22 protein-coding genes are annotated in these 25,693 nt (G+C 70.2%); 15 read left to right on the top strand and 7 right to left on the bottom strand.

Annotated features, from left to right (window positions below):
* Nucleotides 1-174: 174 nt before the first annotated feature.
* From ACFXI4_RS03545 to nirD, 5 genes are all read left to right on the top strand, one after another.
* Nucleotides 175-834 carry a YceI family protein gene (locus tag ACFXI4_RS03545; RefSeq protein WP_384987907.1) on the top strand — a complete coding sequence of 220 codons (660 nt, stop codon included), beginning with the start codon at nucleotides 175-177 and terminating at the stop codon, nucleotides 832-834.
* A gap of 425 nt (nucleotides 835-1,259) precedes the next feature.
* Nucleotides 1,260-1,784, top strand: coding sequence for a hypothetical protein (locus ACFXI4_RS03550; RefSeq protein WP_384987786.1), 525 nt, complete (start codon nucleotides 1,260-1,262; stop codon nucleotides 1,782-1,784).
* Between the two features lie 161 nt (nucleotides 1,785-1,945).
* Complete coding sequence (locus tag ACFXI4_RS03555) at nucleotides 1,946-2,569, top strand: class F sortase (RefSeq protein ID WP_384987788.1); 624 nt, start codon at nucleotides 1,946-1,948, stop codon at nucleotides 2,567-2,569.
* A gap of 199 nt (nucleotides 2,570-2,768) precedes the next feature.
* Nucleotides 2,769-5,378: a nitrite reductase large subunit NirB gene (gene nirB, locus ACFXI4_RS03560; protein ID WP_384987790.1), complete on the top strand. Its 2,610-nt coding sequence runs from the start codon at nucleotides 2,769-2,771 to the stop codon at nucleotides 5,376-5,378.
* Nucleotides 5,375-5,749 (top strand): nitrite reductase small subunit NirD, encoded by a 375-nt coding sequence (gene nirD, locus ACFXI4_RS03565; protein ID WP_384987792.1) that lies wholly within the window; start codon nucleotides 5,375-5,377, stop codon nucleotides 5,747-5,749. Before nirB ends, nirD begins: the two co-directional genes overlap by 4 nt.
* 227 nt (nucleotides 5,750-5,976) lie before the next feature.
* Here nirD and ACFXI4_RS03570 read toward each other — a convergent pair whose 3' ends face one another.
* The gene (locus ACFXI4_RS03570; RefSeq protein ID WP_384987909.1) at nucleotides 5,977-6,912 is read right to left on the bottom strand and encodes an oxidoreductase; all 936 of its coding nucleotides are present in this window, start codon (nucleotides 6,910-6,912) and stop codon (nucleotides 5,977-5,979) included.
* Nucleotides 6,913-7,045: 133 nt separating this feature from the next.
* Here ACFXI4_RS03570 and ACFXI4_RS03575 point away from each other — a divergent pair, with 133 nt between their 5' ends.
* Nucleotides 7,046-7,975: an aminoglycoside phosphotransferase family protein gene (locus tag ACFXI4_RS03575; protein ID WP_384987794.1), complete on the top strand. Its 930-nt coding sequence runs from the start codon at nucleotides 7,046-7,048 to the stop codon at nucleotides 7,973-7,975.
* Nucleotides 7,976-7,999: 24 nt separating this feature from the next.
* On the opposite strand, the gene ACFXI4_RS03580 is transcribed toward ACFXI4_RS03575, so the two are convergent.
* The 3 genes from ACFXI4_RS03580 to ACFXI4_RS03590 all read right to left on the bottom strand — a co-directional run bounded on the left by ACFXI4_RS03580 (nucleotide 8,000) and on the right by ACFXI4_RS03590 (nucleotide 10,632).
* Nucleotides 8,000-8,587 carry a YciI family protein gene (locus tag ACFXI4_RS03580; protein WP_384987796.1) on the bottom strand — a complete coding sequence of 196 codons (588 nt, stop codon included), beginning with the start codon at nucleotides 8,585-8,587 and terminating at the stop codon, nucleotides 8,000-8,002.
* A 33-nt stretch (nucleotides 8,588-8,620) separates the two neighbouring features.
* Nucleotides 8,621-9,211 carry a TetR/AcrR family transcriptional regulator gene (locus tag ACFXI4_RS03585; RefSeq protein ID WP_384987797.1) on the bottom strand — a complete coding sequence of 197 codons (591 nt, stop codon included), beginning with the start codon at nucleotides 9,209-9,211 and terminating at the stop codon, nucleotides 8,621-8,623.
* Between the two features lie 257 nt (nucleotides 9,212-9,468).
* A complete protein-coding gene (locus tag ACFXI4_RS03590; RefSeq protein ID WP_384987799.1) occupies nucleotides 9,469-10,632 on the bottom strand; it encodes an alpha-hydroxy-acid oxidizing protein in 1,164 nt (387 codons plus the stop codon).
* Between the two features lie 112 nt (nucleotides 10,633-10,744).
* Here ACFXI4_RS03590 and ACFXI4_RS03595 point away from each other — a divergent pair, with 112 nt between their 5' ends.
* Nucleotides 10,745-11,788: an Lrp/AsnC family transcriptional regulator gene (locus ACFXI4_RS03595; RefSeq protein WP_384987801.1), complete on the top strand. Its 1,044-nt coding sequence runs from the start codon at nucleotides 10,745-10,747 to the stop codon at nucleotides 11,786-11,788.
* Between the two features lie 23 nt (nucleotides 11,789-11,811).
* Here the strand turns inward: ACFXI4_RS03595 and ACFXI4_RS03600 are convergent, their stop codons facing one another.
* Complete coding sequence (locus ACFXI4_RS03600) at nucleotides 11,812-12,291, bottom strand: hypothetical protein (RefSeq protein WP_384987803.1); 480 nt, start codon at nucleotides 12,289-12,291, stop codon at nucleotides 11,812-11,814.
* Nucleotides 12,292-12,395: 104 nt separating this feature from the next.
* Here ACFXI4_RS03600 and ACFXI4_RS03605 point away from each other — a divergent pair, with 104 nt between their 5' ends.
* The 6 genes from ACFXI4_RS03605 to pepE all read left to right on the top strand — a co-directional run bounded on the left by ACFXI4_RS03605 (nucleotide 12,396) and on the right by pepE (nucleotide 16,702).
* The gene (locus tag ACFXI4_RS03605; RefSeq protein ID WP_384987805.1) at nucleotides 12,396-13,106 is read left to right on the top strand and encodes a rhomboid family intramembrane serine protease; all 711 of its coding nucleotides are present in this window, start codon (nucleotides 12,396-12,398) and stop codon (nucleotides 13,104-13,106) included.
* Nucleotides 13,107-13,839: 733 nt separating this feature from the next.
* Entirely contained in the window at nucleotides 13,840-14,028 is a 189-nt protein-coding gene (locus ACFXI4_RS03610; protein WP_384987807.1) for a hypothetical protein, read from the top strand.
* 89 nt (nucleotides 14,029-14,117) lie between these two features.
* Nucleotides 14,118-14,471: a hypothetical protein gene (locus tag ACFXI4_RS03615; protein WP_384987809.1), complete on the top strand. Its 354-nt coding sequence runs from the start codon at nucleotides 14,118-14,120 to the stop codon at nucleotides 14,469-14,471.
* On the top strand, nucleotides 14,464-15,303 hold the full coding sequence (locus ACFXI4_RS03620) for a hypothetical protein (RefSeq protein WP_384987811.1): 840 nt from the start codon (nucleotides 14,464-14,466) through the stop codon (nucleotides 15,301-15,303). Before ACFXI4_RS03615 ends, ACFXI4_RS03620 begins: the two co-directional genes overlap by 8 nt.
* A 12-nt stretch (nucleotides 15,304-15,315) precedes the next feature.
* On the top strand, nucleotides 15,316-15,969 hold the full coding sequence (locus tag ACFXI4_RS03625; protein WP_384987813.1) for a LysE family translocator: 654 nt from the start codon (nucleotides 15,316-15,318) through the stop codon (nucleotides 15,967-15,969).
* A 13-nt stretch (nucleotides 15,970-15,982) separates the two neighbouring features.
* Entirely contained in the window at nucleotides 15,983-16,702 is a 720-nt protein-coding gene (gene pepE, locus ACFXI4_RS03630; RefSeq protein WP_384987815.1) for a dipeptidase PepE, read from the top strand.
* A gap of 693 nt (nucleotides 16,703-17,395) precedes the next feature.
* On the opposite strand, the gene ppdK is transcribed toward pepE, so the two are convergent.
* Complete coding sequence (gene ppdK / locus ACFXI4_RS03635; protein ID WP_384987817.1) at nucleotides 17,396-20,116, bottom strand: pyruvate, phosphate dikinase; 2,721 nt, start codon at nucleotides 20,114-20,116, stop codon at nucleotides 17,396-17,398.
* Nucleotides 20,117-20,558: 442 nt separating this feature from the next.
* On the bottom strand, nucleotides 20,559-21,809 hold the full coding sequence (locus tag ACFXI4_RS03640) for an ROK family protein (protein WP_384987819.1): 1,251 nt from the start codon (nucleotides 21,807-21,809) through the stop codon (nucleotides 20,559-20,561).
* Between the two features lie 120 nt (nucleotides 21,810-21,929).
* On the opposite strand from ACFXI4_RS03640, the gene ACFXI4_RS03645 reads away from it, so the two are divergent.
* Nucleotides 21,930-23,336, top strand: coding sequence for a trehalase family glycosidase (locus tag ACFXI4_RS03645; protein ID WP_384987821.1), 1,407 nt, complete (start codon nucleotides 21,930-21,932; stop codon nucleotides 23,334-23,336).
* Nucleotides 23,337-23,424: 88 nt separating this feature from the next.
* Nucleotides 23,425-25,362 (top strand): glycogen debranching N-terminal domain-containing protein, encoded by a 1,938-nt coding sequence (locus ACFXI4_RS03650; RefSeq protein ID WP_384987823.1) that lies wholly within the window; start codon nucleotides 23,425-23,427, stop codon nucleotides 25,360-25,362.
* Nucleotides 25,363-25,693: the final 331 nt, after the last annotated feature.

The following is a 25,693-nucleotide window of genomic DNA, read 5'->3' on the forward strand; positions in this document are numbered from 1 at the left end:
GACGGCGCAATTCAAAAAACACGGGGCCGGGGAATTCCGGGCGTTTCCCGAGTGGATCCCATGGCGATGCCGTGCAGTGATGTGCAGTTTTGGTGACGCCCCGCGCAATTCCCGAACCCCGCCGCCCCGACGGCCACTTGCGGCAATTCCCCGCGTGCACTAACTAGATTGACCATGAACCTGTTCAGCCGCCCCCACATGCCTCGCCGCACCCCCACGGTCCCCCCACGCCCGGCGGCGCCGGCCTCCCCCGCCTCGGCACCCGTCCTCCTCGACCCCGCCCTCGCCGCCCTCACCGGCGAGTGGATCATCGACCCGGCACACAGCAGAATCGGTTTCTCGGTCCGGCACGCGATGGTGACGACGGTCCGCGGGTCCTTCGCCGAGTACCGCAGCCGCCTCTACTTCGACGGCCGCGACCCGTCCCGCTCCCGGGCGGAGATCACCCTCTCCACGGCCAGTGTCGACACGGGCGTGGAACAGCGGGACGCCCACCTGACCGGTCGCGACTTCCTGGACGCCGCGACCCACCCGCGCATGCGCTTCCAGAGCACGGCGGTCCGCCTCAAGTCCCCCGACGTGTACGTCATGACCGGCGACCTGACCATCAGGAGCACCACCCGCCCGGTGGACCTGGAACTCACCTACATAGGCAACGTCACGGACCCCTTCGGTTACGAGCGCGTCGGCTTCGACGGCACCACCACCATCAACCGCATGGACTGGGGCCTGTCCTACAACTCCCGCCTGGCGGAGGGCGGCGCGATGGTGAGCGAGACGGTACGGCTGCAGTTCGACATAGCGGCGATCCGGATGACACCGGAAGGAGGCTGAATCCCCGCCCGCCGCCCCCGAACACCGCGCGCAATGCCGTGCGGAGTCCGGACCGGAATCAACACCTGGCCTGATTCCCCGGTATTCCGAGGCCGGAAATCCGGCCACGTCCTCCCCTTTCCGGCGGTGACCGGGCCGGCCCGGGGCCGCGCTCGCCGCACCGCCGCCGGGGCGGGTGACGTGCCGGGGACGGTCCCGGGCGGTCACCCGTTCACTCCCCGCGGGGGCCGCCGTTCGTGTGCTTTTCATACTGGACCCTCTGTAGCGCCCTTGACCTGCCGGAACTCCCTCACAGCCGTTGCCCGGGCACCGTCCTGTGACACCCATTCATCCCACACCTGACGGAATCTCGGGGAGCGGGCCCGGCCCGCCTGCTTTTACCTCGGAAGAGCAAGGAAGTGGGAAGAGTTCGACGAGGGAGCACCATGCGACGCACTGTCCGTCCACTGACCGGGGCCGCGCTCGCCGTGGCCGCGGCCGGTCTCGCCGCCGCGCCGGCGTACGGCGGCAGTGCCGGCAGCCTGGCCGTCTACCCCTCGACCACGACCCCCGGCGCCCAGGTCTCCGTGAACACGGCCGTCTGCGGGGAGAAGTCCTCGGCGCTCGGCGACGCCACTTCGGTCGGCGCCGGGACGTTCACGCTCGCGCCCAGCACCCATGAGGGCGAAGCGATCGGCCAGTTCCAGGTGCCGGACGGCGCGCAGCCGGGGACGTACGAGATCGTCGCGAAGTGCGCCGACGGGAACCAGCAGGTGACCGGGGACCTGGTGGTGGCACTGATGCCGGCTGCCGGCGGGCAGGTACAGCCCCACGGCAGCGTGAAGACGGGGGTCGGTGGTGCCCTGGGCACCGACCCCGTGCAGACCGCGGCAGGTGTGACGGCTCTGGCCGTCGCCGCCGCGGGCGGTACCTGGCTCCTGCATCGCCGGGCGAGAGGCGACGGGATCTGACGGACACCCTCCGCTGTCCGTCCGCCGGTACCGCACATCCCACCCCCTCCGGGTCCGACGCCCCTCGCGGCCCGGAGGGGGTAGGGGGTCAGGCAGCTCCCGCGAGCCCCTTTCCCCCGCGTCAGAAGCTCCGACCTCCGACCTCCGACCTAGGGGATCGCATGCGCAAGATCGGGGACACCGCGATAGCCGCCGTGACCGTCTTGGCGCTCGGCTCGGGCGTCTGGCTGCTCGGCCCCGGCTTCGGCCCCCGTAGCGCGCCACCCCAGCCGTCCGCCGCCGAGGGCCGCCCCGACCCCGGCGAGGAACGCCTCGAAGCCCCCGCGCTGCCCCCGTCCCCGCCCACCCGCATACGCATCCCCTCGATCCGGGTGAACGCCCCCCTCATGGGTCTCGCCCTCACCTCCGCGGGCAGCCTCGACGTCCCGCCGGCCGCGGACAAGAACCTCGCCGGCTGGTACGAGTCGGGCACCGCACCCGGCGAGAGGGGCACCGCGATCGTCGCCGGACACGTGGACAACACCGAGGGCCCCGCCGTCTTCTACGACCTCGGCGCCCTCAAGCGCGGCGCGACGATCGAGGTGGACCGGCAGGACAAGACCGTCGCCGTCTTCACCGTCGACGCGGTCGAGGTGTACCGGGCCAGCGCCTTCCCCGACGAGAAGGTCTACGGAGCCGCGCGCCGCCCGGAGCTCAGAGTCATCACCTGCGGCGGCGGCTACTCCCGGACCACCGGCTACCAGGGCAACGTCGTCGTCTTCGCCCACCTGACGGCGAGCCGCTGACCCCTCACATCCCGGCCCCGCCCCCGATGAGGGCAGCGTTCCGCGCGGGAAACAGGGGGGATGCGGCCGGGTAACGTCGGCGCCGCACGCTCCTCGGCATGACCTTGAACACGCGTGTGGTGGCGACCGGCGCCGGCGTGGGAACACGCCCCGGCCGCGGCGCCGTGCCGGGCGCGTCCGCCGACGACGGAGGCTCCTGATGACCGCCACCCCGGGGTCCGCCCCCACCATCGTGCTCGTCGGTCACGGCATGGTCGGCCAGCGCTTCCTCGAGGCGCTGGCCGAGCGCGGCCTGACCGCGACGCACCGCGTGGTCGTGCTGTGCGAGGAGCCGCGCCCCGCCTACGACCGCGTCGCCCTCACCTCGTACTTCGCGGGCACGTCCGCCGACGACCTCTCCATGACCGACATGGGGTTCATCGACGCCCACGGCATCGAGCTGTACGTCGGCGACCCGGCGCAGACCGTCGACCGGGCGGCGCGGAAGGTGACGGCCAGGTCCGGACGGGTCTTCGCCTACGACACGCTCGTCCTGGCCACCGGCTCCTACCCGTTCGTGCCACCGGTCCCGGGCAAGGACGCCGAGGGCTGTTTCGTCTACCGCACGATCGAGGACCTGCTGGCGATCGAGGCGTACGCGAAGTCGGGGGCGGCGGTGGGTGCCGTGGTCGGCGGCGGCCTGCTCGGGCTGGAGGCCGCGGGTGCCTTGAAGGGACTCGGACTCACCGCGCACATCGTGGAGTTCGCACCCCGCCTGATGCCGGTGCAGGTGGACGCGGGCGGTGGTGCGGCCCTGCTGCGCACCGTCGAGGAGATGGGTCTGAGCGTGCACACGGGCGTAGGCACCCAGGAGATCGTGACCGACGACACGGGCGCCGTCGTCGGCATGCGGCTGTCCGACGGCTCCGAACTCGCCACCGACATGGTGGTGTTCAGCGCCGGCGTCCGACCGCGGGACCAACTCGCCCGGGACTGCGGCCTGTCCGTCGGCGAACGCGGCGGCATCGCCGTCGACGAGCAGTGCCGTACGGTGGACGACCCCCGTGTGTTCGCCATCGGCGAGTGCGCGCTGGCGGCGGACGGCCGGGTGTACGGACTGGTAGCGCCGGGGTACGAGCAGGCGGCGACGGCCGCGGCCGCCATCGCGCGAGCCGAATCCGCCTTCACCGGCGCGGATCTGTCCACCAAGCTCAAGCTGCTCGGCGTCGACGTGGCCTCCTTCGGCGACGCGCACGGGACGGCCGAGGGCTGCCTGGACGTCGTCTACTCCGATGCCCGCTCGGGCCTGTACAAGAAGCTGGTCATCGGCCGGGACGGCACGCTGCTCGGCGGCATCCTGGTCGGCGACGCGGACGCCTACGGGACGCTGCGGGCCTTCACCGGTTCGGTGCCGCCGGTCGCCCCCGAGTCGCTGGTGCTGCCGGCCGACGCGGGCGGCGGCGCCCGGCTCGGGCCGTCCGCGCTCCCCGACGAGGCGGTCGTCTGCTCCTGCCACAACGTCACCAAGGGCACGGTCCGGGGCGCGGTGGGCGAGCACTCCTGCACCACCGTGCCGGAGGTGAAGAAGTGCACCAGGGCCGGTACCGGCTGCGGCAGTTGCGTCAAGGTCCTCGGCCAGCTGGTCACGGCCGAGCTGGAGGCGTCCGGCGTCGAGGTCGACAAGGGCATGTGCGGCTGCTTCGCGCAGACCCGCGAGGAGCTGTACGAGATCGTCCTCGCCTTGCGCATCCGCACCTACCGGGAGCTGCTCGACCGTTACGGCCGGGACGGCGCCCGGGGCGGCGACGGCTGCGAGGTCTGCAAGCCGGCGGTGGCGTCGGTCATCGCCTCCCTCGCCCCGGCCATCGGCGTGAGCGGCTACGTCCTGGACGGCGAGCAGGCGGCGCTCCAGGACAGCAACGACCACTTCCTCGCCAACCTCCAGAAGAACGGCTCGTACTCGGTCGTCCCGCGCATCCCCGGCGGTGAGATCACCCCCGAGGGGCTGATCGTGATCGGTGAGATAGCCCGCGACTTCGGTCTCTACACGAAGATCACCGGCGGCCAGCGGATCGACATGTTCGGCGCCCGCGTGGAACAGCTCCCGCTGATCTGGGCACGGTTGGTGGACGCCGGTTTCGAGTCGGGCCACGCCTACGGAAAGTCGCTGCGCACGGTGAAGTCGTGCGTGGGACGGACCTGGTGCCGTTACGGCGTCCAGGACTCGGTCCGGATGGCGATCGACCTGGAGCTGCGCTACCGGGGTCTGCGGTCGCCGCACAAGCTCAAGTCGGCGGTCTCCGGCTGCGCCCGCGAGTGCGCCGAGGCCCAGTCGAAGGACTTCGGTGTCATCGCCACGGCGGGCGGCTGGAACCTGTACGTCGGGGGCAACGGCGGTGCCACTCCGCGCCACGCGGATCTGCTCGCCCAGGACCTGACCGACGCCGGACTGGTCCGGCTGATCGACCGCTTCCTGATGTTCTACATCCGTACGGCGGACCGCCTGGAGCGCACGTCCACCTGGCTGGAGCGCATCCCGGGCGGCCTGGACCACGTGCGCGACGTGGTGGTGGAGGACTCCCTCGGCATCTGCGAGGAGCTGGAGTCCCTGATGGCGGCGCACGTGGCCCACTACGCCGACGAGTGGGCGTCGACCGTCGCCGACCCCGACAAGCTCGCCCGCTTCGTCTCCTTCGTCAACGCCCCCGACACACCCGACCCGGTCGTCGGTTTCGTGCCCGAGCGCGACCAGATGAAGCCCGACCTGCCCCTGCTGTCGATCGGCATGCGCCCCGCCGAGGATGTTCTGGAAGGAAGCGCCCAGCGATGACCCTGGCACCCGAGACCACCGACCTGATGGTTCAACTCCAGCTCGACGAGGGCTGGTTCACGGTCTGCGGCCTGAGCCGGCTGACCCCGGGGCGGGGGGTGGCCGCGCTGCTGCCGGACGGCCGCCAGGCCGCCGTCTTCCGGGACCGCGCGGACCGTCTGTTCGCGATCGACAACCGCGACCCCTTCGGCGGCGCGGCGGTCCTCTCCCGCGGCCTGACCGGCACCCACCGGGGCCGCCCGTTCGTCGCCTCGCCCCTGCTGAAGCAGCGCTTCGACCTGGCCACCGGCCAGTGCCTGGACGACGAGACGGTACGGGTGACCGCCTACGCGGTACGGGCCGCCGTACCGCAACCGCCGGCACGGGACTGACCGTTTCGGCGGCACGACCACGAGGCCACGTCCGTGGCCGGCCCGGCCGGGCACCCGGGCGCCGGGCGGGCCGGCCCCTGCGCGGCCTTCGGCGGCAAGCACGACCCGGCCGTCCGCGCACCGGGACGTCGGTGCTCGGAGGCGGCGGTGGCGGCGGTGGCGGCGGTGGCGGCGGCCGCCGTGTCGCCCGGGAATCCGCCGGGCTTCTCAGCACTCCGCCGGGCTTCTCAGATCTCTTTCAGTACCGCCTCGCAGGAGACCCCGGTGAGCCGCTCCGACGCCTCCCAGAGGCGTCGCGCCATGGTGTCGTCACGGGTCCAGGGCGCCCGCCAGGAGGGGGCGGGGGCGCCGCGCCACATCGCGATCGAGGGCCCGGTGAAGGAGTCGGGCCGGACGCCGGGGGCGGTGGCCGCGTACAGCGTGGGCAGCGCGCCCGCCTCGGCGGACTGTGCGAAGAGGGCGTTCGCGGCCGTCATCGCCCGCTCCGCCCCGCGCCGCCCTTCGGCACGCGGCCCGGCGGTCTGCAGGTTGGTGGCCGCGTATCCGGGATGGGCGGCGGCCGCGACGAGGTCGCCCCCGTGGGCGTCGACGCGCCGGGCCAGCTCGTGGACGAAGAGCAGGTTGGCGGACTTGGACCGGCTGTAGGCGACCCACCGTCGGTAGCGGCGTGCGCTGCGGAGGTCGTCGAGGTCGATGTTGGCGATGACGTGCATCATGCTGGAGACCGTGACGACCCGGGCGGCGGGGGTCCGGAGCAGTACGGGCATGAGCAGCCCCGTGAGGGCGAAGTGCCCGAGGTGGTTGACCCCGAACTGCGTCTCGAACCCGTCCGCGGTGGTCCCGTACGGCGGCGCCATCACCCCGGCGTTGTTGACCAGGAGATCCAGGCGGCCGTACGGGAACGAGTGGGCGAAGTCCCGCACCGAGGCCAGGTCCCCGAGGTCCAGCCGCCCGAACTCGAGGTGCGCGTCCGGAACTTCGGCCGCCATCCGGTCCCCCGCCTCCTGTCCGCGCGCCTCGCTCCGGCAGGCGAGCACGACCCGGGCCCCCTTGCGGGCCAGCTCGCGCGCCGTGACGTACCCGAGCCCGCTGTTGGCCCCGGTGACGACGGCGACACGGCCGGTGAGGTCCGGGATGTCACCGCTGCTCCAGCCGCCGCGCATGAGAGCTTCCTCCACCGGTGGGGTCCGTGTCGCGGCCAGCCTACGAGCAGGGGCCGGGGGGAGCCTGCGGACGCGGCCGTACGCCGGTCGCCCTGTGCCGGACGAACCGCCCGGCGCGGCGTAGGGTGCCGGGATGATCGGCATTCCGGAGAGGCTGGCGCGGGGCACGATCGACCGCGAGGGCGAGCGCGGGGCGGCCTGGATCGCCGGGCTCCCCGCGATCGTGGAGGATCTGCTGGAGCGTTGGGCGTGCGTTCCCGACGGCGAGGTGACCCACGGGGGCGTGGGGTTGATCGTCCCGGTACGGGAGCGGTCCGGTGGGCGGTACGTCCTGAAGGTGTCCTTCCCGCACCCCGGCAACGTGCACGAGCCGGACGCATTCGAGGCGTGGCAGGGCCGGGGAGCGGTCTTCCTGCACCGGCGCGACGACGCCCGGTTCGCCCTCCTGCTGGAACGGGCCCGGATGTCCACGCTGGCGGCCCTGCGCTCCGACGACGAGACGGTGGTGACCGTCGCCGGCCGGCTGAACCACCGCCTGGCCGTTCCGGCGCCGGCAGGGCTGCCCCGGCTGAGGGACCGCGCCGGCGCCTGGGAGGCGGAGCTGCGCGGGGACGCGGCGGAACTCGGGCACGCGCTGCCGCCCCGTGTGGTGGACGCGGCCGTCGCCACCGCCCGCTGCCTGGGCCCCGACCAGCCCGACACCCTCGTCCACGGCGACCTGCACGCGGGGAACATCCTGCGGGCGGACCGGGAACCGTGGCTGGCGGTCGATCCGAAGGGCTGCGCGGGCGACCCGGCCTACGACGGCGGCACGCTGCTCAAGTCCCGCGCCGAGTCCCTCATGCGGGCCGACGACCTCACCAAGACGGTCCACCGCCTCGTGGACGCCTTCGCCGAGGCGGCACAACTCGACCGCGAACGCGTCGTGCGCTGGGCGCAGTTCCACGCCGTGCAGGCCGCCTTCTGGGGCAGGCGACACGGTTTCCGTGTCGCCCGCGGCGGTCCCCGGCTGGACCGCGTCACGCGATTCGCCGACGCACTGGCGGAGTTGCTGACCGTCTAGCGGCCGACGGCCCGCCGTGGCCGGTCACCGGCGGCCGCCGAACTCCCACTGGTACACCTCTGTCTCCGCGTACCGGTGCGGAGCCAGGACGGCACGGGCCGTCTCCGGGTCCGGCGCGCGGACCAGGGCCGCCGTACCCAGCCAGGCGGTCGCGTCGTCGGACAGCAGCGGACCGAAGGCGATCAGCTCGTCGTGATCGACGCCTGAGGGCAGACCGGGGCCGGAAGCGGTGGCGGTTGCGGTGGCGGCGGCTGCGGCGGTCGGGTGCGGGCCCAGGCCGAGCACCAGGTAGCGCCGGCCGCCGGCCCGGCCGCCCGGGAACTCCCGCATGGTGCGGCCCAGCAGGTTGCGCCACCGGCGCAGCAGAACGTCCCGGTAGACGCCGGCCTGGTGGTTGGGCTCGTCGAAGGCGAACGCGCGGGCGGCCGCCGGATCCGGCAGACCGACGATGTGCACACTGCCGGCGACCGTCTCGCCGTCGGCGCCGAAGGCCGGCCCGCGGGCGATCAGCTCCGCTTCGTACCGGTCCATGTAGGACCAGTGCTCCTCCACCAGCTCCTCACGCAGCGCCAGCGAACCGGCCCGGTCACGGTGGTAACAGAAGAACTCCATGGCCGAGGACCCTTCCGTACCCCGGACGGCGTCTCAACTGGATTCCACGACCCCGCGCAGCAGCAGGTCGATGAGCCGGCCGGCCAGTTCACGCTGTTCCTCGTTCGCCGCCATCAGGCTGATCCCCCCGAGCGCCATCAGCACGTCGCGGGCGTCGACCCCGGGCCGCGCCACCGGTGGCGCCCCCTCCGCGGAGTCGAGCAGCCAGGCGATGGCGTCGACCAGCAGCGTCCGGGTGTGCAGCTTCTCGCTGTCGTCGGTCAGGATCACCCGTAGCGCGTCGGCCATCCCCTGCTTCGCCGCCATGAAGTCGATGAACCGCTCCATCCAGGTCCGCAGCGCGTCCACTGCCGGCAGCGTCGCCGCCAGCTCCTCCGCCGCCTCGCACAATCGCCGCACCTCGCGCCGGTACACCGCCTCGATCAGCAGTTCCTTGGAGGGGAACCGGCGATAGAGCGTGCCGACGCCGACGCCGGCCTGCCGGGCGATGTCCTTGACCGAGGCGCCCGATCCCTCCCGGGCGAAGGCCTCGGCCGCCGCCTCCAGCAGCCGGTCCTCGTTGCGCCGCGCATCCGCGCGCAACGGCCGGCGGGGCGTCGCCCCGCCTCCGTCGGTTCCGGACACCGTCAGCCCCTTTCGCCCGCACCTTCACCTGCGCCACTTGCAAACGGAACAAGTTCCGTTTACCTTCGAGACGTCAACCGGAACCAGTTCCGGATAGCAGCCTACGACGCCGTCCGCCGTCACACCATGTCATCGCGCGCCGTGCCGTCATCCTCCCCCCTGGAGAGCGCCACGCCCGGCGTTCTCGTCACCCCCCTACCGGCGCCCGGATACCGCGGCGCCGCGCGCCCGCCCCGCGCACCCCCCGGACCGACGGGTCACCCGACGCGTCGCAGGGTCTCCGGCGTGAGATCGGCGAGCGTCGGATAGCCGTCGACTGCCATGATCAGGTCGGCCTCGGCCAGCAGCGCGCGCAGTACATGCACCAGTCCGGCTTCACCACCGTAGGCGAGACCGTACGCACAGGGGCGGCCGACGCCCACGGCGGTCGCGCCCAGCGCCACGGCCTTGACGATGTCGGCTCCCGTGCGCACCCCGGAGTCGAACAGGACGGGCAGGCCGTCGGCCGCCTCGACCACGCCGGGCAGCGCGTCGAGGGCGGGCAGGCCGCCGTTGGCCTGCCGGCCGCCGTGGTTGGAGCAGTAGATGCCGTCCACACCGGCGTCCTTGGCCCGGCGGACGTCCTCGGGGTGGCAGATCCCCTTGAGGATCAACGGCAGATCGGTGATCGACCGCAGCCAGGGCAGGTCGTCCCAGGTGAGCGGGTTGCCGAAGATCCCCGCCCACAGGGCGACCACGGCCTGCGGGTCCTCCTCGGGACTCCGGCCGCCCAGCAGGGAGCGGAAGACCGGGTCACTGGTGTAGTTGGCCAGACAGTTGCCGCGCAGCTGCGGGAAGTTGCCGGTGGTCAGGTCCCGGGGCCGCCAGCCGGTGACCCAGGTGTCCAGGGTGACCACGATCCCCTTGAAACCGGCCCGCTCGGCGCGGTGCACCAGGCTCTCGGCCAGGCCCCGGTCGGTGGGGGTGTACAGCTGGAAGAAGCCCGGGGTGTCGCCGAACTCGGCGGCGACCTGCTCCAGCGGATCGACGGTCAGCGTGGAGGCGACCATCGGCACGCCGGTACGCGCGGCGGCACGCGCGGCCGCGAGATCACCGTGGCCGTCCTGCGCGCACAGTCCGATCACCCCGACCGGCGCCATGAACAACGGCGTGGCCAGCCGCATCCCGAACAGGTCGACGGACAGATCCCGTTCACGGGCGCCCACCAGCATGCGCGGCACCAGCCCCCAGCCCTCGAACGCGCTGACGTTGGCCCGCTGGGTGCGCTCGTCGCCCGCGCCGCCCGCGACGTAGGACCGCACCGAGGCGGGCAGCGCGGCCTGCGCCAACGGCTCCAGATCGTCGAACGTCATCGGGAACGGCGGCGTCACCCCGCGCAGACCGTCGAGGTAGATCTCGTTCTGGTAGTCGGCGAAAGCCATGATCCAGACCTCCTTGCGAGCGCGCCCGCCGGTTGCGGGCCCTCGGGTCCACAATGAGAGAGTGACGCGGCAAAGCCCCGAAACGCAGGATTCTCGCCTCATGGGCCCGCCGGTGCAGGATGCTGTCCCCGCCCTGCTGAGCGAGGACGAGCTGGCGCTGATCAACGCCCTGCAGCTGCGCCCGCGCGCCTCATGGACCGAGCTCGGGCGCGTCCTGGACGTCGACCCGGTCACCGTGGCCCGCCGCTACCACCGCCTCGCCGAGCAGGGCACCGCCTGGGTCGGCTTCTCCCCCGGCCCGCGCCTGCTCGAACAGATCTGTGTGGCGTACGTGGTGATCGACTGCGCGCCCGGAGCGACGGCCCGGGTCGCCGAGGCCCTCGGCGCCCACCCCCACATGGTCACCATCGAACGCACGGCCACCGGCCACGACCTCCTGACCACGGTCGCCACCCAGGACCTGTCCGCCCTGTCCCGCTACACCCTCGACCGGCTCCCGCACCTGCCCGGCATCACAGCCGTACGGTCCCGGGTCGTCACCCACATGTTCACCGAGGGCGGCCACTGGCGTATCGCGGCGCTCGCCCCCGCCCAGCGGGCCCGGCTGGCACCCCCGCCACCGCCCCCGGCCCACGCCACCGCCGCCGCCACGGCGGGGACCACTCCCGTCGACCGTGACCTGATCACCCACCTCGCCCACGACGGCCGTATCTCCTACCAGACCCTGGCACGGCACCTGGACGTCAGCCTCTCCACCGCCAAACGCCGTATCGAGAGCCTGACCCGCGGCGGTCTGCTCCGCTTCCGCTGCGACTTCGCCCGCCCGCTGGGCGGCTGGCCGGTCGCCGTGACCTTCTGGGCGAAGGTCCCGCCCGCCGACCTCCCGCACGTCGGGCAGGCCCTCATCCGCCTCCCCGAGACCCGCAACTGCGCCGCGATCAGCGGCCCCGAGAACCTGATCCTCCAGGCCACGCTCCACTCACTCGCGGACATCCTCCGCCTGGAGAGCCAACTGGCCGCGGCCCACCCCGCCCTGGACATCGCCGACCGGGTCATCACCCTGCGCCAGGACAAACTCCTCGGCCGCCTCCTGGACCCCTACGGCCGCTCCACCGGCGTCGTACCGGCCGACCTGTGGGCGGAGCCGGCGCTGTGACCGCACGGCGGCTCCCACGCGTGTCAGCCCGGCGGCTCGGCGACGACCTTCGTCCATCCCACCGAGAGCCCCCAGGATCCGGTCGTCCTGGAAGTGACCGACACAGAAACGTTTCTGCACTCGCGGTCGACAACCATCTCGTCATACTGCCCAGGACCGCCGTCGGCGCACACGGTGGAGGAACCCGTCATGGAGCCGACCTTGACCTCGACGGTCCCGGAACCGGAGCAGACCACCGAGACCTGCAGGGTTCCCCGCCGGATGTCCGAGATCACCGGAAAGGAATGAGCGCCCGTCTCTCCACCGACTTCGACGAACGTCCTCTGCGCGTCCGGGAGCTGAGGCGGAGTACGGGGGTCCCAGCCGCCGGAGGCGGTGGGAGCTGCGGTGGCGGAGGCCTCACCGGCGGAAGCCGTCCCGGCCTGCGTCCCGACCGCGGTCGTCCGGTCGCCGGCCGACACCGCACCGGTGCAGCCGGTCAGCAGAAGAAGCAGTGCGGGCACGGCTGTTCCCGCTCGGCCCATGCCTACATCCCGGTGTCCACGGGCCCGTGCCCGTCGGCTTGTCGCGCGTAACCTAGCAGGTGAAAACGGAGGGGGATCCTGCCATGGGTGGGGAGAACGTGAACCGGGCCGGTACGGCACCGGCGAGTCCCGAGGAGATGATCGCGGAGGCGCGGAAGGCGTTCTTCGTGATGTTCGCGCTGCTCGCCGTCGTCTGGCTAGTGCAACTGGCCAACTTCGCCGACCACTACGCCCTCTCCCGCGACTACGCCGTGGTCTCCGGGGACCCCGGCACGCTGCCCGACGTCCTGGTCGCGCCGCTGCTGCACTGGAGCTGGGCGCACATCGAGAGCAACTCCGGTCCGCTGTTCGTCTTCGGCTTCCTCGCCGCCTACCGCGGAGTGCTGCGGTTCCTCGCGCTGACCCTGCTGATCGCCGTGAGCAGCGGTGTCGTGGTCTGGTTCTTCGAGAAGGGCGACGTGGCCACGGTCGGCGCCAGCGGCCTGATCTTCGGGTACTTCGGTTACGTCGTCGTACGCGGGCTCTTCGACCGGCACCTGATCGACACGCTGATCGGGATCGTCATGGGCGCCTCCTTCGCCTACCTCCTCACCGTGGCCGTGCCCGGCACGCCGGGAGTGAGCTGGCTCGGACACCTCGGCGGGCTGCTGGGCGGGCTGCTGGGCGCCTGGCTCTTGCGGGACCGGCGCCCGCGGACCGGCACCGGCGGAGGAACCCCCCGGGCGGTGACCGGCGACGCCCCGCAGCCACGCTCCGGCCTGTACAAGGAACTCGGCGACCTGGGCCTGCTCTGAGCCCCGTCGGCAGTCGACGCCGGCCTGGGCCGACTGCCGTCACGAGTGGGCACGGGAGAAGGGACCGGCACCCCGGAGGGTCGACCCGGTCCTGAAGACCGCACCGACCTCAGCTGTCAGTGGCAGCCGAAGCGCCAGTCCCACGGGAGGCCGGGGCACTGGCGGCAACGGAAGAAGTAGACGCCACCGCAGTCGCCCGGCTGTATGTCGCCGGTGATGGTCAGAAGGTGCTCCATGCGGTGTCCGCACGCGCAGTTCGCCCAGTCGGCAGGCTGCGTCCAAGCGGGCCGGCCACCGACCTTCGTCCCGATGACAGGCGCCGCCGCGACGCCGAGGGCGCGCCGCGACGCCGAGGGCCGGGATGGCGCCCCTTTTGGCTGTCCTGGACTTCCGCCACTCCTGAGCCGTTCATATCGCGCCATGTCCTTGCTTCCGTTTTCCAGCCAACAGGAAATCCCTGAATCACCAGCTCCAAACCGCCAGCACGCGAATCCATGGGAATCATTTTACCTTCCATCAAGCATGACCACTCAACGTCACCTTCAGCCAGCACCCCGTACCATCGCGGATGACACCACCGCAAATCTCGGATTAACATTCAACAAAAGACCGATGCGGAAATCCTGCGGATCACCCACCAGAATGCGCTGTCCAGATATCCCCCTGTACCGCGTTGACTACATCCACTTTGCCCCAAGTCACACATGCGTGTAACCTTCAACGTTTTCCCACCATGTTCTTGACCGGTATCGTCGGCACCTCTTACGTTTCTGGCGTCGGGATCATGCACTTCCCCCGGATAACGGGAATCGCGAAGCGCATACGGTGTAACCAAGTGGAGGATGAAATGAAGAAGATCGTCAAGATCATCAGCGGCATCACCCTCGCCAACCCGGCCAAGGCGGAGCGCCGCGACCACTGAGTCACGGACTCCAAGGACCGCCCGACCCCGCGAGAAGGGGGCCGGGCGGTCCACTCCGCTTGAAGCCCGCTTCGGTATAAGGGGATTCGATGTCACGCATCGACCTAGTCAGTGCCGCGCAGGTATTTGTGACGGTACTCGTCGTCCTGAGGATGATCTGGGTTGGCTTCCTTCGAGAATCAGGGAAAATTCTCAGTTGGCCGATGTTCACACTCGGCTCCTCCGTGATCGTCGACCTTAGAGCGGGCGATGCCGAAGCTGCCGAGGAAGTCAACATTTTCGAGGTCTTACCATCGGGGGAGTTCGCAATCTCTCTTAGCGAACTTCAGTTGGTAGTCGACTACGTATCCACCGAGCACGGCCAAGTAAACGGCACTGGCCGCATGCTCTGGGCTGAGGGTGAAAAGCCGATCACGGTCGAGGACAGTCATGTGGTTGCTTGACGCGCTTACGTCCGGATTCTCGACTCCAACATCTGAGAACCGGCTCCAATATTTCCGAATCCTGATCGGTGTCGCGTGCTTCGTCAAGTTTGCGTTGGCACTGCTCCATCGCGGATGGTTCCGCCTCGAACGGGGCGGATACACACACTACGCGCTGAAACATCGGATGGGCGAGGAACAGGCAGATCTAATAAGCACCACCTACCGACCCGTAGTTGCGATACGCCTCCTTGCGAGTGTTGCCGTAATCTGCGGAGTCGAACCAAAAATATCAGCGCTACTGGTACTTTGTGGACTCTTCTACGAACTCATCTACGAGTACCGGTACAACACCATCTACATGGCTCTGATGGTTGCATGCCTGCTGCCCGCCGGAAATCTTGGCACTGGATTCTCATTTTCCGATCGAATTTCCTCAACAAACGCCTGGGCACAGTTTCTAGCGGTTCTGATAACTCTTGACCTCTACTGGAACGGCGTGTGGCTGAAGGTTCGATCGCCTCATTTCATGAGCGGATTACTGCTCGCGCAATACGTCCATGGAGCGGAAGAGGTCAAGGATCGGTTGCCGTACAAGGAGTTCTTCTATCCGCGTCCCGTGCTGAAAGCACTGGATGACAGCCCTGCCGGGATCAAGAAGTGGCGGTTTGCCGCGCAGGCCACAATAGTCCTGGAGGCAGTGATACCGATCGCGCTTTTCGTGCCCCAAGCTCGGCCATGGGCCATCTCCATTGGATTGCTACTGCACACAGGTTTTGCACTTTTGAAGCCTCGTGGAATCATTGGATTTTCCATCGCTACACTGGCCAGCTACATCCTCTTTGTGCCGTAAAGGGATCGCCTCATGAGCGTGCTATCGGAGATTGGCGCCTTCGTCGCTGTTGCTACCGTTCTCACTATTACTCCAGGGTTGGACACCACTCTCGTCCTCCGCTCAGCGGCGAGTCAGGGAACGCGGAACGCTTACGCGACCGTCTTCGGTATCAGTGTGGGAGTACTGTGCTGGGGCTTGGCTGCCGCTGTCGGGGCAAGCGCGATTCTCGCAGCCTCGCCGACTGCCTACACGGTGCTCTGCGTCGCGGGCGCCGCTTACTTGATCTGGCTGGGAATCGGCATGCTCCGTCGTGCCCGAACCAGAGGAAGGGGGGCGGGTGTCTCCGAAGCCGATGCCGCGAGTTCACCAAGGGGCGAGCTGCCCATTCGCTCATGGTCGCGCGGGTTCTTTTCGAACCTGCTCAATCCCCGTTTCGGCCTGTTCTACATGGCAATGTTGCCGCAGTTCATCCCGGAAGGCGCCCCTCATTTTCTGATGGGGCTCCTCCTGGCTTTGATCCACAACGCTATAGATTTAATTTGGTTCAGCCTGCTGATACTCGGTGTCCATTTTCTGGGGCATTGGCTCAACAAGCCAGCGGTCCAACGCGGCCTGGATTGCGTCGCCGGCGTGGTTGTAATTGCCTTCGGTGCCAAGCTGATTATTCCCGTCCTACTGCCGTAGAGAGGGCGCCGCCATGGAACTACTGCTGCTTTCCAACTCCACAGCGTTCGGGCGAAAGTACCTGGAACACGCGTTGGAGCCGATATCGGAAGCGTTGAGCGGGACAAAAGAAGTCCTGTTCGTACCCTTCGCCTTGGCCGATCATGATGGATACACCGCCGAGGCTGCCGAAGCTCTCGCCCCCTTGGGGGTGAAGGTCAGAGGCGCGCACACCGGCAACCCGGTTGACCTTGTAAAAGGCGCAGAGGCGATATTCATCGGTGGAGGTAACAGCTTCCGCCTGCTTAAAGCGCTGCACACTCAGGGTCTCGTTCCTGTCATTCGCGACCGCATCCGAGGCGGCGTCCCCTACATGGGATCAAGTGCGGGGACAAATATGGCTTGTCCCACCCTACGCACCACGAATGACATGCCCATCGTTCAGCCGACAACCTTTGATGCACTGGGCTTGGTGCCGTTCCAGATAAATCCCCACTATGTTGAGCGCAGTCCTGACAGCACTCACATGGGCGAAACCCGCTCCAAGCGACTGGAAGAATTCCTTGAGGAGAACGATGTTCCTGTGGTGGCGATGCGAGAGGGGACGTGGCTCCGGCGATCCGCTGACCGTCTGGCCCTCGGCGGCTCTGAAGCGGGAGGTGTGCTCTTCCGGCGTGGGTACTCGCCCGTGCAGCTCCGCCGGAGCGCTGATCTCAGCGACCTGCTCGAGGTTCCAGCTCACTTCGACCTGTGAGACGGCCGGAACCCTGGACGGTAGGCCCGTGAAGGGCACCAAAGAACTTCGTGCCCTTCACGGGCGCATAAGCCCTGGTCACAACCACGGCTCGCGCCTGCAACCTGGTCCACGCCTGGTCCACACGCACTGATCCACAACGCAACCGGGCCGGATCAAGGTGAGACAGACCCAGTACAGACGTGACCTGCAATGATTCAGCCCGAATCGTCATTACGGGAGATACCCAGGCGTGCAACACCAACGCGGAGTATCTCCAAGCACCTGCCAGGCCAGAGGTCGTGGCCATCGCCGGACGCCTCGCGCAAGTCATGGTCGCGAACGACCTCAAGGAACTCGCCGTGCTGCTCGACGGAGTGGCCGTGCCGGACCGTGCCAGATCGTGCGCCGAACCACGGGGAACAGCGGGGAGCAGGCCGGCGGCGATTCAGGCTCCGACACGGCATCGCCACAGGTCGGCTCGGCAACCTCTCGCGAACTCCCTTAGCTTCCCAAGCTGAGTTTCCCTCGTGAAGACGGGTCTTGCTGTCAGACCTGCGCTGTACGGTCCGCCCCATGGCTGAGAGACCGACGACGAACTGATGATGCGCCAAGGGGCGGCACCCCCGCACAGGGTGCCGCCCCTCTCTTGCGTGCCGGGGCCGTCGTCCATCGGTCTTGAGGGTCGGGGACGGACGACGGACCCGGGGTTCATCAGCGGTGGTCGCTGCCCGCCGACTGGGTCGCCGCCCGGCCCGCCTCCAGGCGGGCCACCGGGATGCGGAACGGGGAGCAGGAGACGTAGTCCAGGCCCACCTCGTGGAAGAAGTGGACGGACTCCGGGTCGCCGCCGTGCTCGCCGCAGACGCCCAGCTTCAGGTCCGGGCGGGTCGCGCGGCCGGCCTGGGCCGCCGCCGCCACCAGGGAACCGACGCCGTCCCTGTCGATCGTCTCGAAGGGGGAGACGCCGAAGATGCCCTTCTCCAGGTACGCGGTGAAGAAGGAGGCTTCGACGTCGTCGCGGCTGAAGCCCCAGACGGTCTGGGTGAGGTCGTTGGTGCCGAAGGAGAAGAACTCGGCCGCTTCCGCGATCTGGCCGGCCGTCAGGGCGGCCCGCGGGAGTTCGATCATCGTGCCGATCGACAGCTTGAGGCTGGTGCCGGTGGCCGCCTCCACCTCCGCGATGACCTGGTCGGCCTCCTCGCGGACGATCTCCAGCTCCTGGACCGTGCCGACCAGCGGGATCATGATCTCGGCGCGCGGGTCGCCCTTGGCGCTCCTGCGTTCGGCCGCGGCCTCGGCGATGGCGCGGACCTGCATGGTGAACAGGCCGGGGATGACCAGGCCGAGGCGTACGCCGCGCAGGCCCAGCATCGGGTTCTGCTCGTGCAGGCGGTGGACGGCCTGGAGGAGCCGGAGTTCGTTCTCGTGCGGCTCCTGACGGGACTCGGCGAGCGCCACCCGGACCGAGAGCTCCGTGATGTCCGGGAGGAACTCGTGGAGCGGCGGGTCGAGGAGGCGGACGGTGACCGGGAGGCCGTCCATCGCCGAGAAGAGCTCTACGAAGTCCTTCTTCTGGAGGGGGAGGAGAGCCTTGAGCGACTCCTCGCGGTCTTCCTCCGTGTCCGCCAGGATCAGGCGTTCCACCAGTTCACGGCGGTCGCCGAGGAACATGTGCTCGGTGCGGCACAGGCCGATGCCCTGGGCGCCGAAGCGGCGGGCGCGCAGCGCGTCCTCGGCGTTGTCGGCGTTGGCGCGCACCCGCAGCCGGCGCTTGCGGTCCGCGAAGGCCATGATCCGATGCACCGCTTCGACGAGTTCGCCGGCGTCCTGGGCACCCGCGTGCATCCGGCCCTCGAAGTACTCGACGACCGGGGAGGGCACGACCGGGACCTCGCCCAGGTAGACCTTGCCCGAGGAGCCGTCGATGGAGATGACGTCGCCTTCCTCGACGACGTGACCGCCGGGGACCGTCATCCGGCGGCGCTTGGTGTCGACCTCCAGCTCCTCCGCGCCGCAGACACAGGTCTTGCCCATGCCGCGGGCGACCACGGCCGCGTGGGAGGTCTTGCCGCCGCGGGAGGTCAGGATGCCCTCCGCCGCGATCATGCCGTCGAGGTCGTCGGGGTTGGTCTCGCGACGGACCAGGATGACCTTCTCGCCGGAGCGGGACCACTTGACCGCCGTGTACGAGTCGAAGACCGCCTTGCCGACCGCCGCGCCCGGCGAGGCCGCGATGCCCCGGCCGGCCTGCTGCGCCTTGGCCTGCTCGTCGAAGCGGGGGAACATCAGCTGCGCGAGCTGGGCACCGGTGACGCGCTGCAGGGCCTCCGTCTCGTCGATCAGGCCCTGGTCCACCAGCTGGGTCGCGATGCGGAAGGCGGCGCCCGCGGTGCGCTTGCCGACGCGGGTCTGGAGCATCCACAGCCGGCCGCGCTCGATAGTGAACTCGATGTCGCAGAGGTCCTTGTAGTGGTTCTCCAGCGTCTCCATGATCTGCATCAGCTGGTCGTACGACTTCTTGTCGATGGTCTCCAGCTCGGCCAGGGCGACCGTGTTGCGGATGCCCGCCACCACGTCCTCGCCCTGGGCGTTCTGGAGGTAGTCGCCGTAGACGCCCTGGTGGCCCGAGGCGGGGTCACGGGTGAAGGCGACGCCGGTGCCCGAGTCGGGGCCCAGGTTGCCGAAGACCATCGAGCAGACGTTGACCGCGGTGCCGAGGTCGCCGGGGATGCGCTCCTGGCGGCGGTAGAGCTTGGCGCGGTCGGTGTTCCAGGAGTCGAAGACCGCGCGGATGGCGAGGTCCATCTGCTCGCGCGGGTCCTGCGGGAAGTCCCGGCCGGCCTCCGCCTTGACGATCTTCTTGAACCTAGTGACCAGCTTCTTGAGGTCGGCCGCCTCCAGTTCCGTGTCGACGGTGACCTTCTTGGCGTCCTTGGCCCCGTCGAGGGCCTCCTCGAAGAGCTCGCCGTCGACGCCGAGGACGGTCTTGCCGAACATCTGGATGAGGCGGCGGTAGGAGTCCCACGCGAAGCGGTCGTCACCGGCCTGTTTGGCCAGGCCCTGCACGGACTTGTCGGAGAGGCCGATGTTCAGGACCGTGTCCATCATGCCCGGCATGGAGAACTTCGCGCCGGAGCGGACCGAGACCAGGAGCGGGTCGTCGGCCTGGCCGAGCTTCTTGCCCATCCGCTGCTCCAGCGCGTCGAGGTGCGCACTCACCTCGTCACGCAGTGCCGCCGGTTCCTCGCCGCTGTCGAGGTAGACCTTGCAGGCTTCCGTCGTGATCGTGAAGCCGGGGGGAACGGGGAGCCCGAGGTTGGTCATCTCGGCGAGGTTCGCGCCCTTGCCACCCAGGAGGTCCTTGAGGTCCTTGTTTCCCTCGGTGAAGTCGTAAACGAACTTCGCTACGTGGGGTTCTTTGTTTTCCGACACGGGTCTCGACTCCCTGAAGGACGCGGTGGCTGCCCTGACGGCGAGGAACATACCCAGATCGAAGGCGCCTGGGTACGTCTGCTCGCGTGTCATGCGCCCGTAACCGATCGTCCGCCACCGGATCGAAAGTCAAAGCTTGGCAAGCGGAGACGAGATCATGTTTTCACTTCTTGAACGCATGACCGCTCAAGGCGGCACTATTTCGCTCAGATGAGCGGGGCAGCTGCACGCCTGATTTCGATCGATGAACGATCAAGGGGTGGCACCCAGTGCCACCCCTTGGAGAAGTGCACCCGCTCATGATCCGCTCATCTGAGCGCAACCCTTATCAAGGGTGGCGAGAATCACGCTGTCACAGGCGCCGGGATTTCACCATGCGGACATGGAACGGACGCCGAAAACGGACGGAAACCCCGCCGTCATCCCACCGGCGGCGGCCGCCTCACATCCCGAGCGCGAGGAGCCGCTCCTCCACCCGTTCCGGCGCGTACAGGTGCTCCACGACCAGCGCCCCGGCGCCGATCACCCCCGCCCGGTCCCCCAGCCGCGAGGTCACGACGTCCAGATGGGCGGTGGAGCGGGGCAGCGCCCGCTGGTACAGCAGCTCCCGCACGCCGGTGAGGAACGACGTGCCCGCCAGGTCCCCCGCGATCATCAGCACGCCCGGGTTCAGCAGGGTCACGACCGTCGCCAGGACGTCCCCGACCCGGCGGCCGGCCTCCCTGGCCAGTGCCGCCGCCTCCGGATGCCCGGAGGCGAGCAGATCGCGCACATCCGAGCCCGAGGCCGCCGGAACCCCGGTCTCCGCCAGCCGCCTCGCCACCGCGCCGCCGCTGGCCACGGCGGCGAGGCAGCCGTAGGAACCACAGCGGCACCGCGCCTCGGCGCCCACCCGGATATGACCGATGTCCCCGGCGCCGCCGTCGATGCCCCGGTAGATCGAGCCGTCGACCACCACCCCGGCGCCGATACCCGTCGAGACCTTCACCAGGACGAACGCCGAGCAGTCGGGGTGTCCGGTGCGCTGTTCGCCGTAGGCCATCAGGTTCGCGTCGTTGTCCACCAGGACCGGGACCCCCGGCGGCGCCCCGGTGTGCTCGGTGAACGCCCTGGCCATGCGGCCGCGTATGTCGTAGCCGTCCCACCCCGGCATCATCGGCGGCTGGACGACCCGGCCGCTCCCGCTCTCCACCGGACCCGGTACCGCGAGGCCGATCCCGCACACCTCCGCCGCTTCGTGGCCGGCCTTCTCCAGCAGCTCGCCGAACCAGCGGCCGAGTTCGGTGAGCACGGCGTCCGGGCCGTCCTGGATCACCAGCGTCCCGGCGTGTTCGGCCAGGATCTCGCCGCTCAGGGAGAGGACGGCGGCCCTGGCGTGCCGGGTCTCGAGGTCGGCGGCCAGGACCACGGCGTGCGAGTCGTCGAATTCGAGGGTGATGGAGGGGCGGCCGCCGAGCGGGGAGTCGACCGGGCCGCCGCCGCCCTCGCGCAGCCAGCCGGCACGGAAGAGCCGGTCCAGGCGCAGGCCGACGGTCGCGCGGGAGAGTCCGGTGGCCTGCTGGAGGGCGCCGCGGGTCACGGCCCGCCCGCTGCGCACCAGCTCCAGGAGTTCGCCCGAGCTCGCCTGTCCGCCGCCCTTGCCGGTCCTGACGGTCGTGCCGGTCCTGACGGTCCTGACGGGACGTCCGGTCATGCGCACCCCCTTGTGTTTCTCAAGCTTGCATTACATATTGAGTTTTGCGTGTTAAATAGACGTAACCCTACGGTAGCCACCGCCAAACCCGGCCGGCCGGACGTCTTCGGGGAGCCCCGAGTGGATCGCACTGCCCAGCTCACTGCCCATGCGCTCGGTTCCGGGATCGCATACGATCCACCGGCCACGCGCGCCCCCGGTACCACCGGCCCAGGATCCCTGCACGTCAGGGCGGCACGCGTGCTCGCCGACAACTGGACCGGTGTTTCGACCGTCCCCTCCCGGAGTCTGTACCCGCACCAGTGGTCCTGGGACTCGGCCTTCATCGCGATCGGCCTGAGGCACCTGTCGCCGCTGCGCGCGCAGACCGAGCTGGAGACGCTGCTGGCCGCCCAGTGGGCGGACGGGCGGATCCCGCACATCGTGTTCAACCCCTCCGTGCCCCTCGACGCGTACTTCCCGAGCCCCGACTTCTGGCGTTCCTCGACCGCGGGCCGTGCCGCGGGCGCCCCGCGCACCGTACAGACCTCCGGAATCGTGCAGCCGCCGGTGCACGCGCTGGCGGCCTGGCTGGTGCACCGCGCCGATCCCGGCCTGTCCCGGGCGCGCGGCTTCCTGGCGACCGCCTACCCCCGGCTCGCCGCCTGGCACCGCTATCTGCTGCACCGGCGGGATCTCGGCGGGGGCGGTCTCGCGTCCGTCGTGCACCCCTGGGAACAGGGTATGGACAACAGCCCCTGCTGGGACGCCCCGCTGGCCCGTGTCGCACCCGCTCCGGCACGCTCGTTCCACCGCGCCGACCTGGACCACGGCGCCGCCGAGGACCGGCCGACGGATCTGGACTACGGGCGGTACGTACGGCTGGCGACGGAGTACCGGGACGCCGAGTACGTGGACCGGCAGCGGGAGTTCGCCGTCGAGGACCCGGCGTTCAACGCCCTGCTCATCGCCTCCGAGCACGCCCTGGCGTGCATCGCGCAGGAGTTGGGAGCCACCGGGACGGCCCGGCACGCGCGCGCCGAGCGGCTGACGGCGGCCCTGGTGGACCGGTTGTGGGATCCGGAGCGGGAGATCTTCCTCTGCCGGGACCTGCGGGGCGGACCGATCCCCGAGCGCGGGATCTCGGGCCTGATCCCGCTGATCCTTCCGGAGTTGCCGCGCGAGATCGCCGCCGCGCTCGTCCGGACGCTGAGCGGCCCGCACTTCGCCACCGGCACCCGGCTGGTCCCCAGCTACGACCTGCTCGGCACGGCCTTCGACCCGCACCGGTACTGGCGGGGCCCGGCCTGGGCCAACACCGGCTGGCTGCTGGAACGGGGGCTGCGCGAACACGGCGAGCGGGAACGGGCGGACGCGCTCGGCGAGGCGGTCCTGCGGACCGCCGACGCGACCGGGTTCGCCGAGTACGTCGACCCGTACACGGGCGAGGCGTGCGGCGCGACGGGGTTCAGCTGGACGGCGGCGCTCGCGATCGATCTGCACCACCGGCGGCACGCACCGCGCCGCGAAGGCCAGAAGCACCACTAGCTTCAAAAGATGGACAAGAGCTGACAAAACGGGGTGTCTTCGGCAGACACCGCACGTTCGGCCTGTGGAACAAAGGAGGGGACCGGGGATGACGGACCGGCATCATCTGCTCGTGCACGGCGCGACGTTCGCCGCCGTGGACGACCGCGGGGACATCAGCGGCGTCCGGGGCGGCGGCTCCCCGGACGGGTTATTCGTACGGGACGCCCGGCACCTCAGCCGCTGGCAGCTGACGGTCGACGGGGCGCTGCCCGAGGTGCTCACCCCGGTCTCCGACGGGGACAGCACCCGGTGCGTCCTGGTTCCGCGCGGCGGCCGCCAGGAGCCGCCCGCGCACACCCTCTTCCGCGAACAGGCCGTCGGCGACGGAGCGTTCGCCGAGGCCCTGCGGGTCACCAGCAACCGTCCGGTGCCGACCACCATCCGGCTCGCGATCACCGCCGACGCCGACTTCACCGACCAGTTCGAACTCCGCGCCGACCACCGCACCTACCCCAAGCCGGGCGCCGTACGCTCCCGCCAGATCCTCGACGACGGGATGGAGTTCGGCTACCGCCGGGGCGAATGGCGGTCCTGTACGACGATCACCGCCGAACCGGCGCCCGACGGCGTCGAGGAGACCGGGACCGGCGCCCGGCGCATGGTGTGGACGCTGGAACTCCCCCCGCACGGCACGGCCGAACTGGTGCTGCGGGTCATCGGGCGCCCGCACGGCGACCGGCGGGCACTGCGCGTCCCCCGTGACCCGGCCGCCCTCAACGAACAACTCCTTTCTCTGGAAGGGGAGTTCGTCGAAGGCGTGGCCTTCCCGACCGGCTGGCCGGAGCTGGCGGCGGCCTGCGCCCGCGGCCTGTCCGACCTCGCCGCGCTGCAGGTGCCGGCCACCGGTCCGGACGGCGAGGAGCTCAAGGTCCCCGCCGCCGGCGCCCCCTGGTTCCTCACCCTGCTCGGCCGGGACGCCCTGATCACCTCCCTCTTCGCACTCCCCTACCGCCCCCGGCTGGCCGCGGCCACCCTCCCGGCCCTCGCCGCCACCCAGGCCACCGAGGCGGGCGCGCACCCCGTGGCCCAGCCCGGGAAGATCGTCCACGAGGTACGGCACGGGGAGCTGGCGCACTTCGGGCAGGTGCCGTACGGCCGTTACTACGGCTCCGTCGACGCCACCCCGCTCTTCCTGGTCCTGCTCGGCGCGTATGTGGAGCGGACCGGGGACACCGGCATGGCCCGGCGTCTGGAACGCAACGCGCGCGCGGCCGTCGGCTGGATGCTCGACCACGGCGGGCTGACCTCACGCGGCTATCTCGTCTACCGCGCGGACAAGGGCGGCCTCGCCAACCAGAACTGGAAGGACTCCCCCGGCGCGATCTGCTCCGCCGACGGCAGCCGGCCGGTGGGGACCGTGATGGCGGCCGGGGCCCAGGGATACGCGTACGACGCGCTGCGCCGGACGGCGTGGGTGGCACGGACGGCATGGGCCGACGAGACCTACGCGGCGCTGCTCGAACAGGCCGCGGCCGATCTGCGGGACCGGTTCCAGCGCGACTTCTGGATGCACGCGTCCGCCTTCCCCGCGCTGGCCCTGGACGGCGAGGGCCGGCAGGTCGACGCGCTCGCCTCGGACGCCGGGCATCTGCTGTGGTCCGGGCTGCTCGACAAGGAGTACGGGGAGGAGGTCGGACGGCGGTTGCTGCAGCCGGACTTCTTCTCGGGGTGGGGGGTACGGACGCTGGCCGCGGGGCAGGCGGCGTACCACCCGCTGTCGTACCACCGGGGATCGGTGTGGCCGCACGACAACGCGCTGATCGCGCTGGGGCTGGCGCGGTACGGGCTGCACGACGAGGCCCGGGCCGTGGCGCACGGGCTGGTGGACGCGGCGACGGCCGGCGGGCACCGGCTGCCGGAGGTGCTGGCCGGGTACGGGAGGGACACGCATCCGGAGCCGGTACCGTATCCGCACGCGTGCGTGCGGGAGTCCCGGTCGGCCGCGGCGCCCCTGGCGCTGCTGACCGCGGTGGGCGGGGCTTAGTCCCGTACCCCGTAGGTGCGCTGTGTTTGCCCCCTGTTTGCCGAAAGACCTGAACAGGGGGCTTGTGTGGGCCGTACGGGAAGGCGGCGGGCCCGGGTCTCCCCGGCAGTGGTCCGCCGTTTCCGTTTCACGGGTCTCGCACGGAAGGACCTCCGGGTTGCCGCAGCACACGAGCATTCGCCAGTCGTCGGACACGGCCTCGGAGCCGTCCGAACGCGCGGTCGCGCCGGAGGAGTCCGCGGCCACGGAATCCGCCCCCGAGCCCGCACCGGCGTCCGTCGCCGAATCCGCTGACACCGAACCCGAGCCCGAGTCGGCGTCGGCGTCGGCG

This window comes from Streptomyces sp. NPDC059224 (assembly GCF_042754285.1).
Lineage (GTDB): Bacteria > Actinomycetota > Actinomycetes > Streptomycetales > Streptomycetaceae > Streptomyces.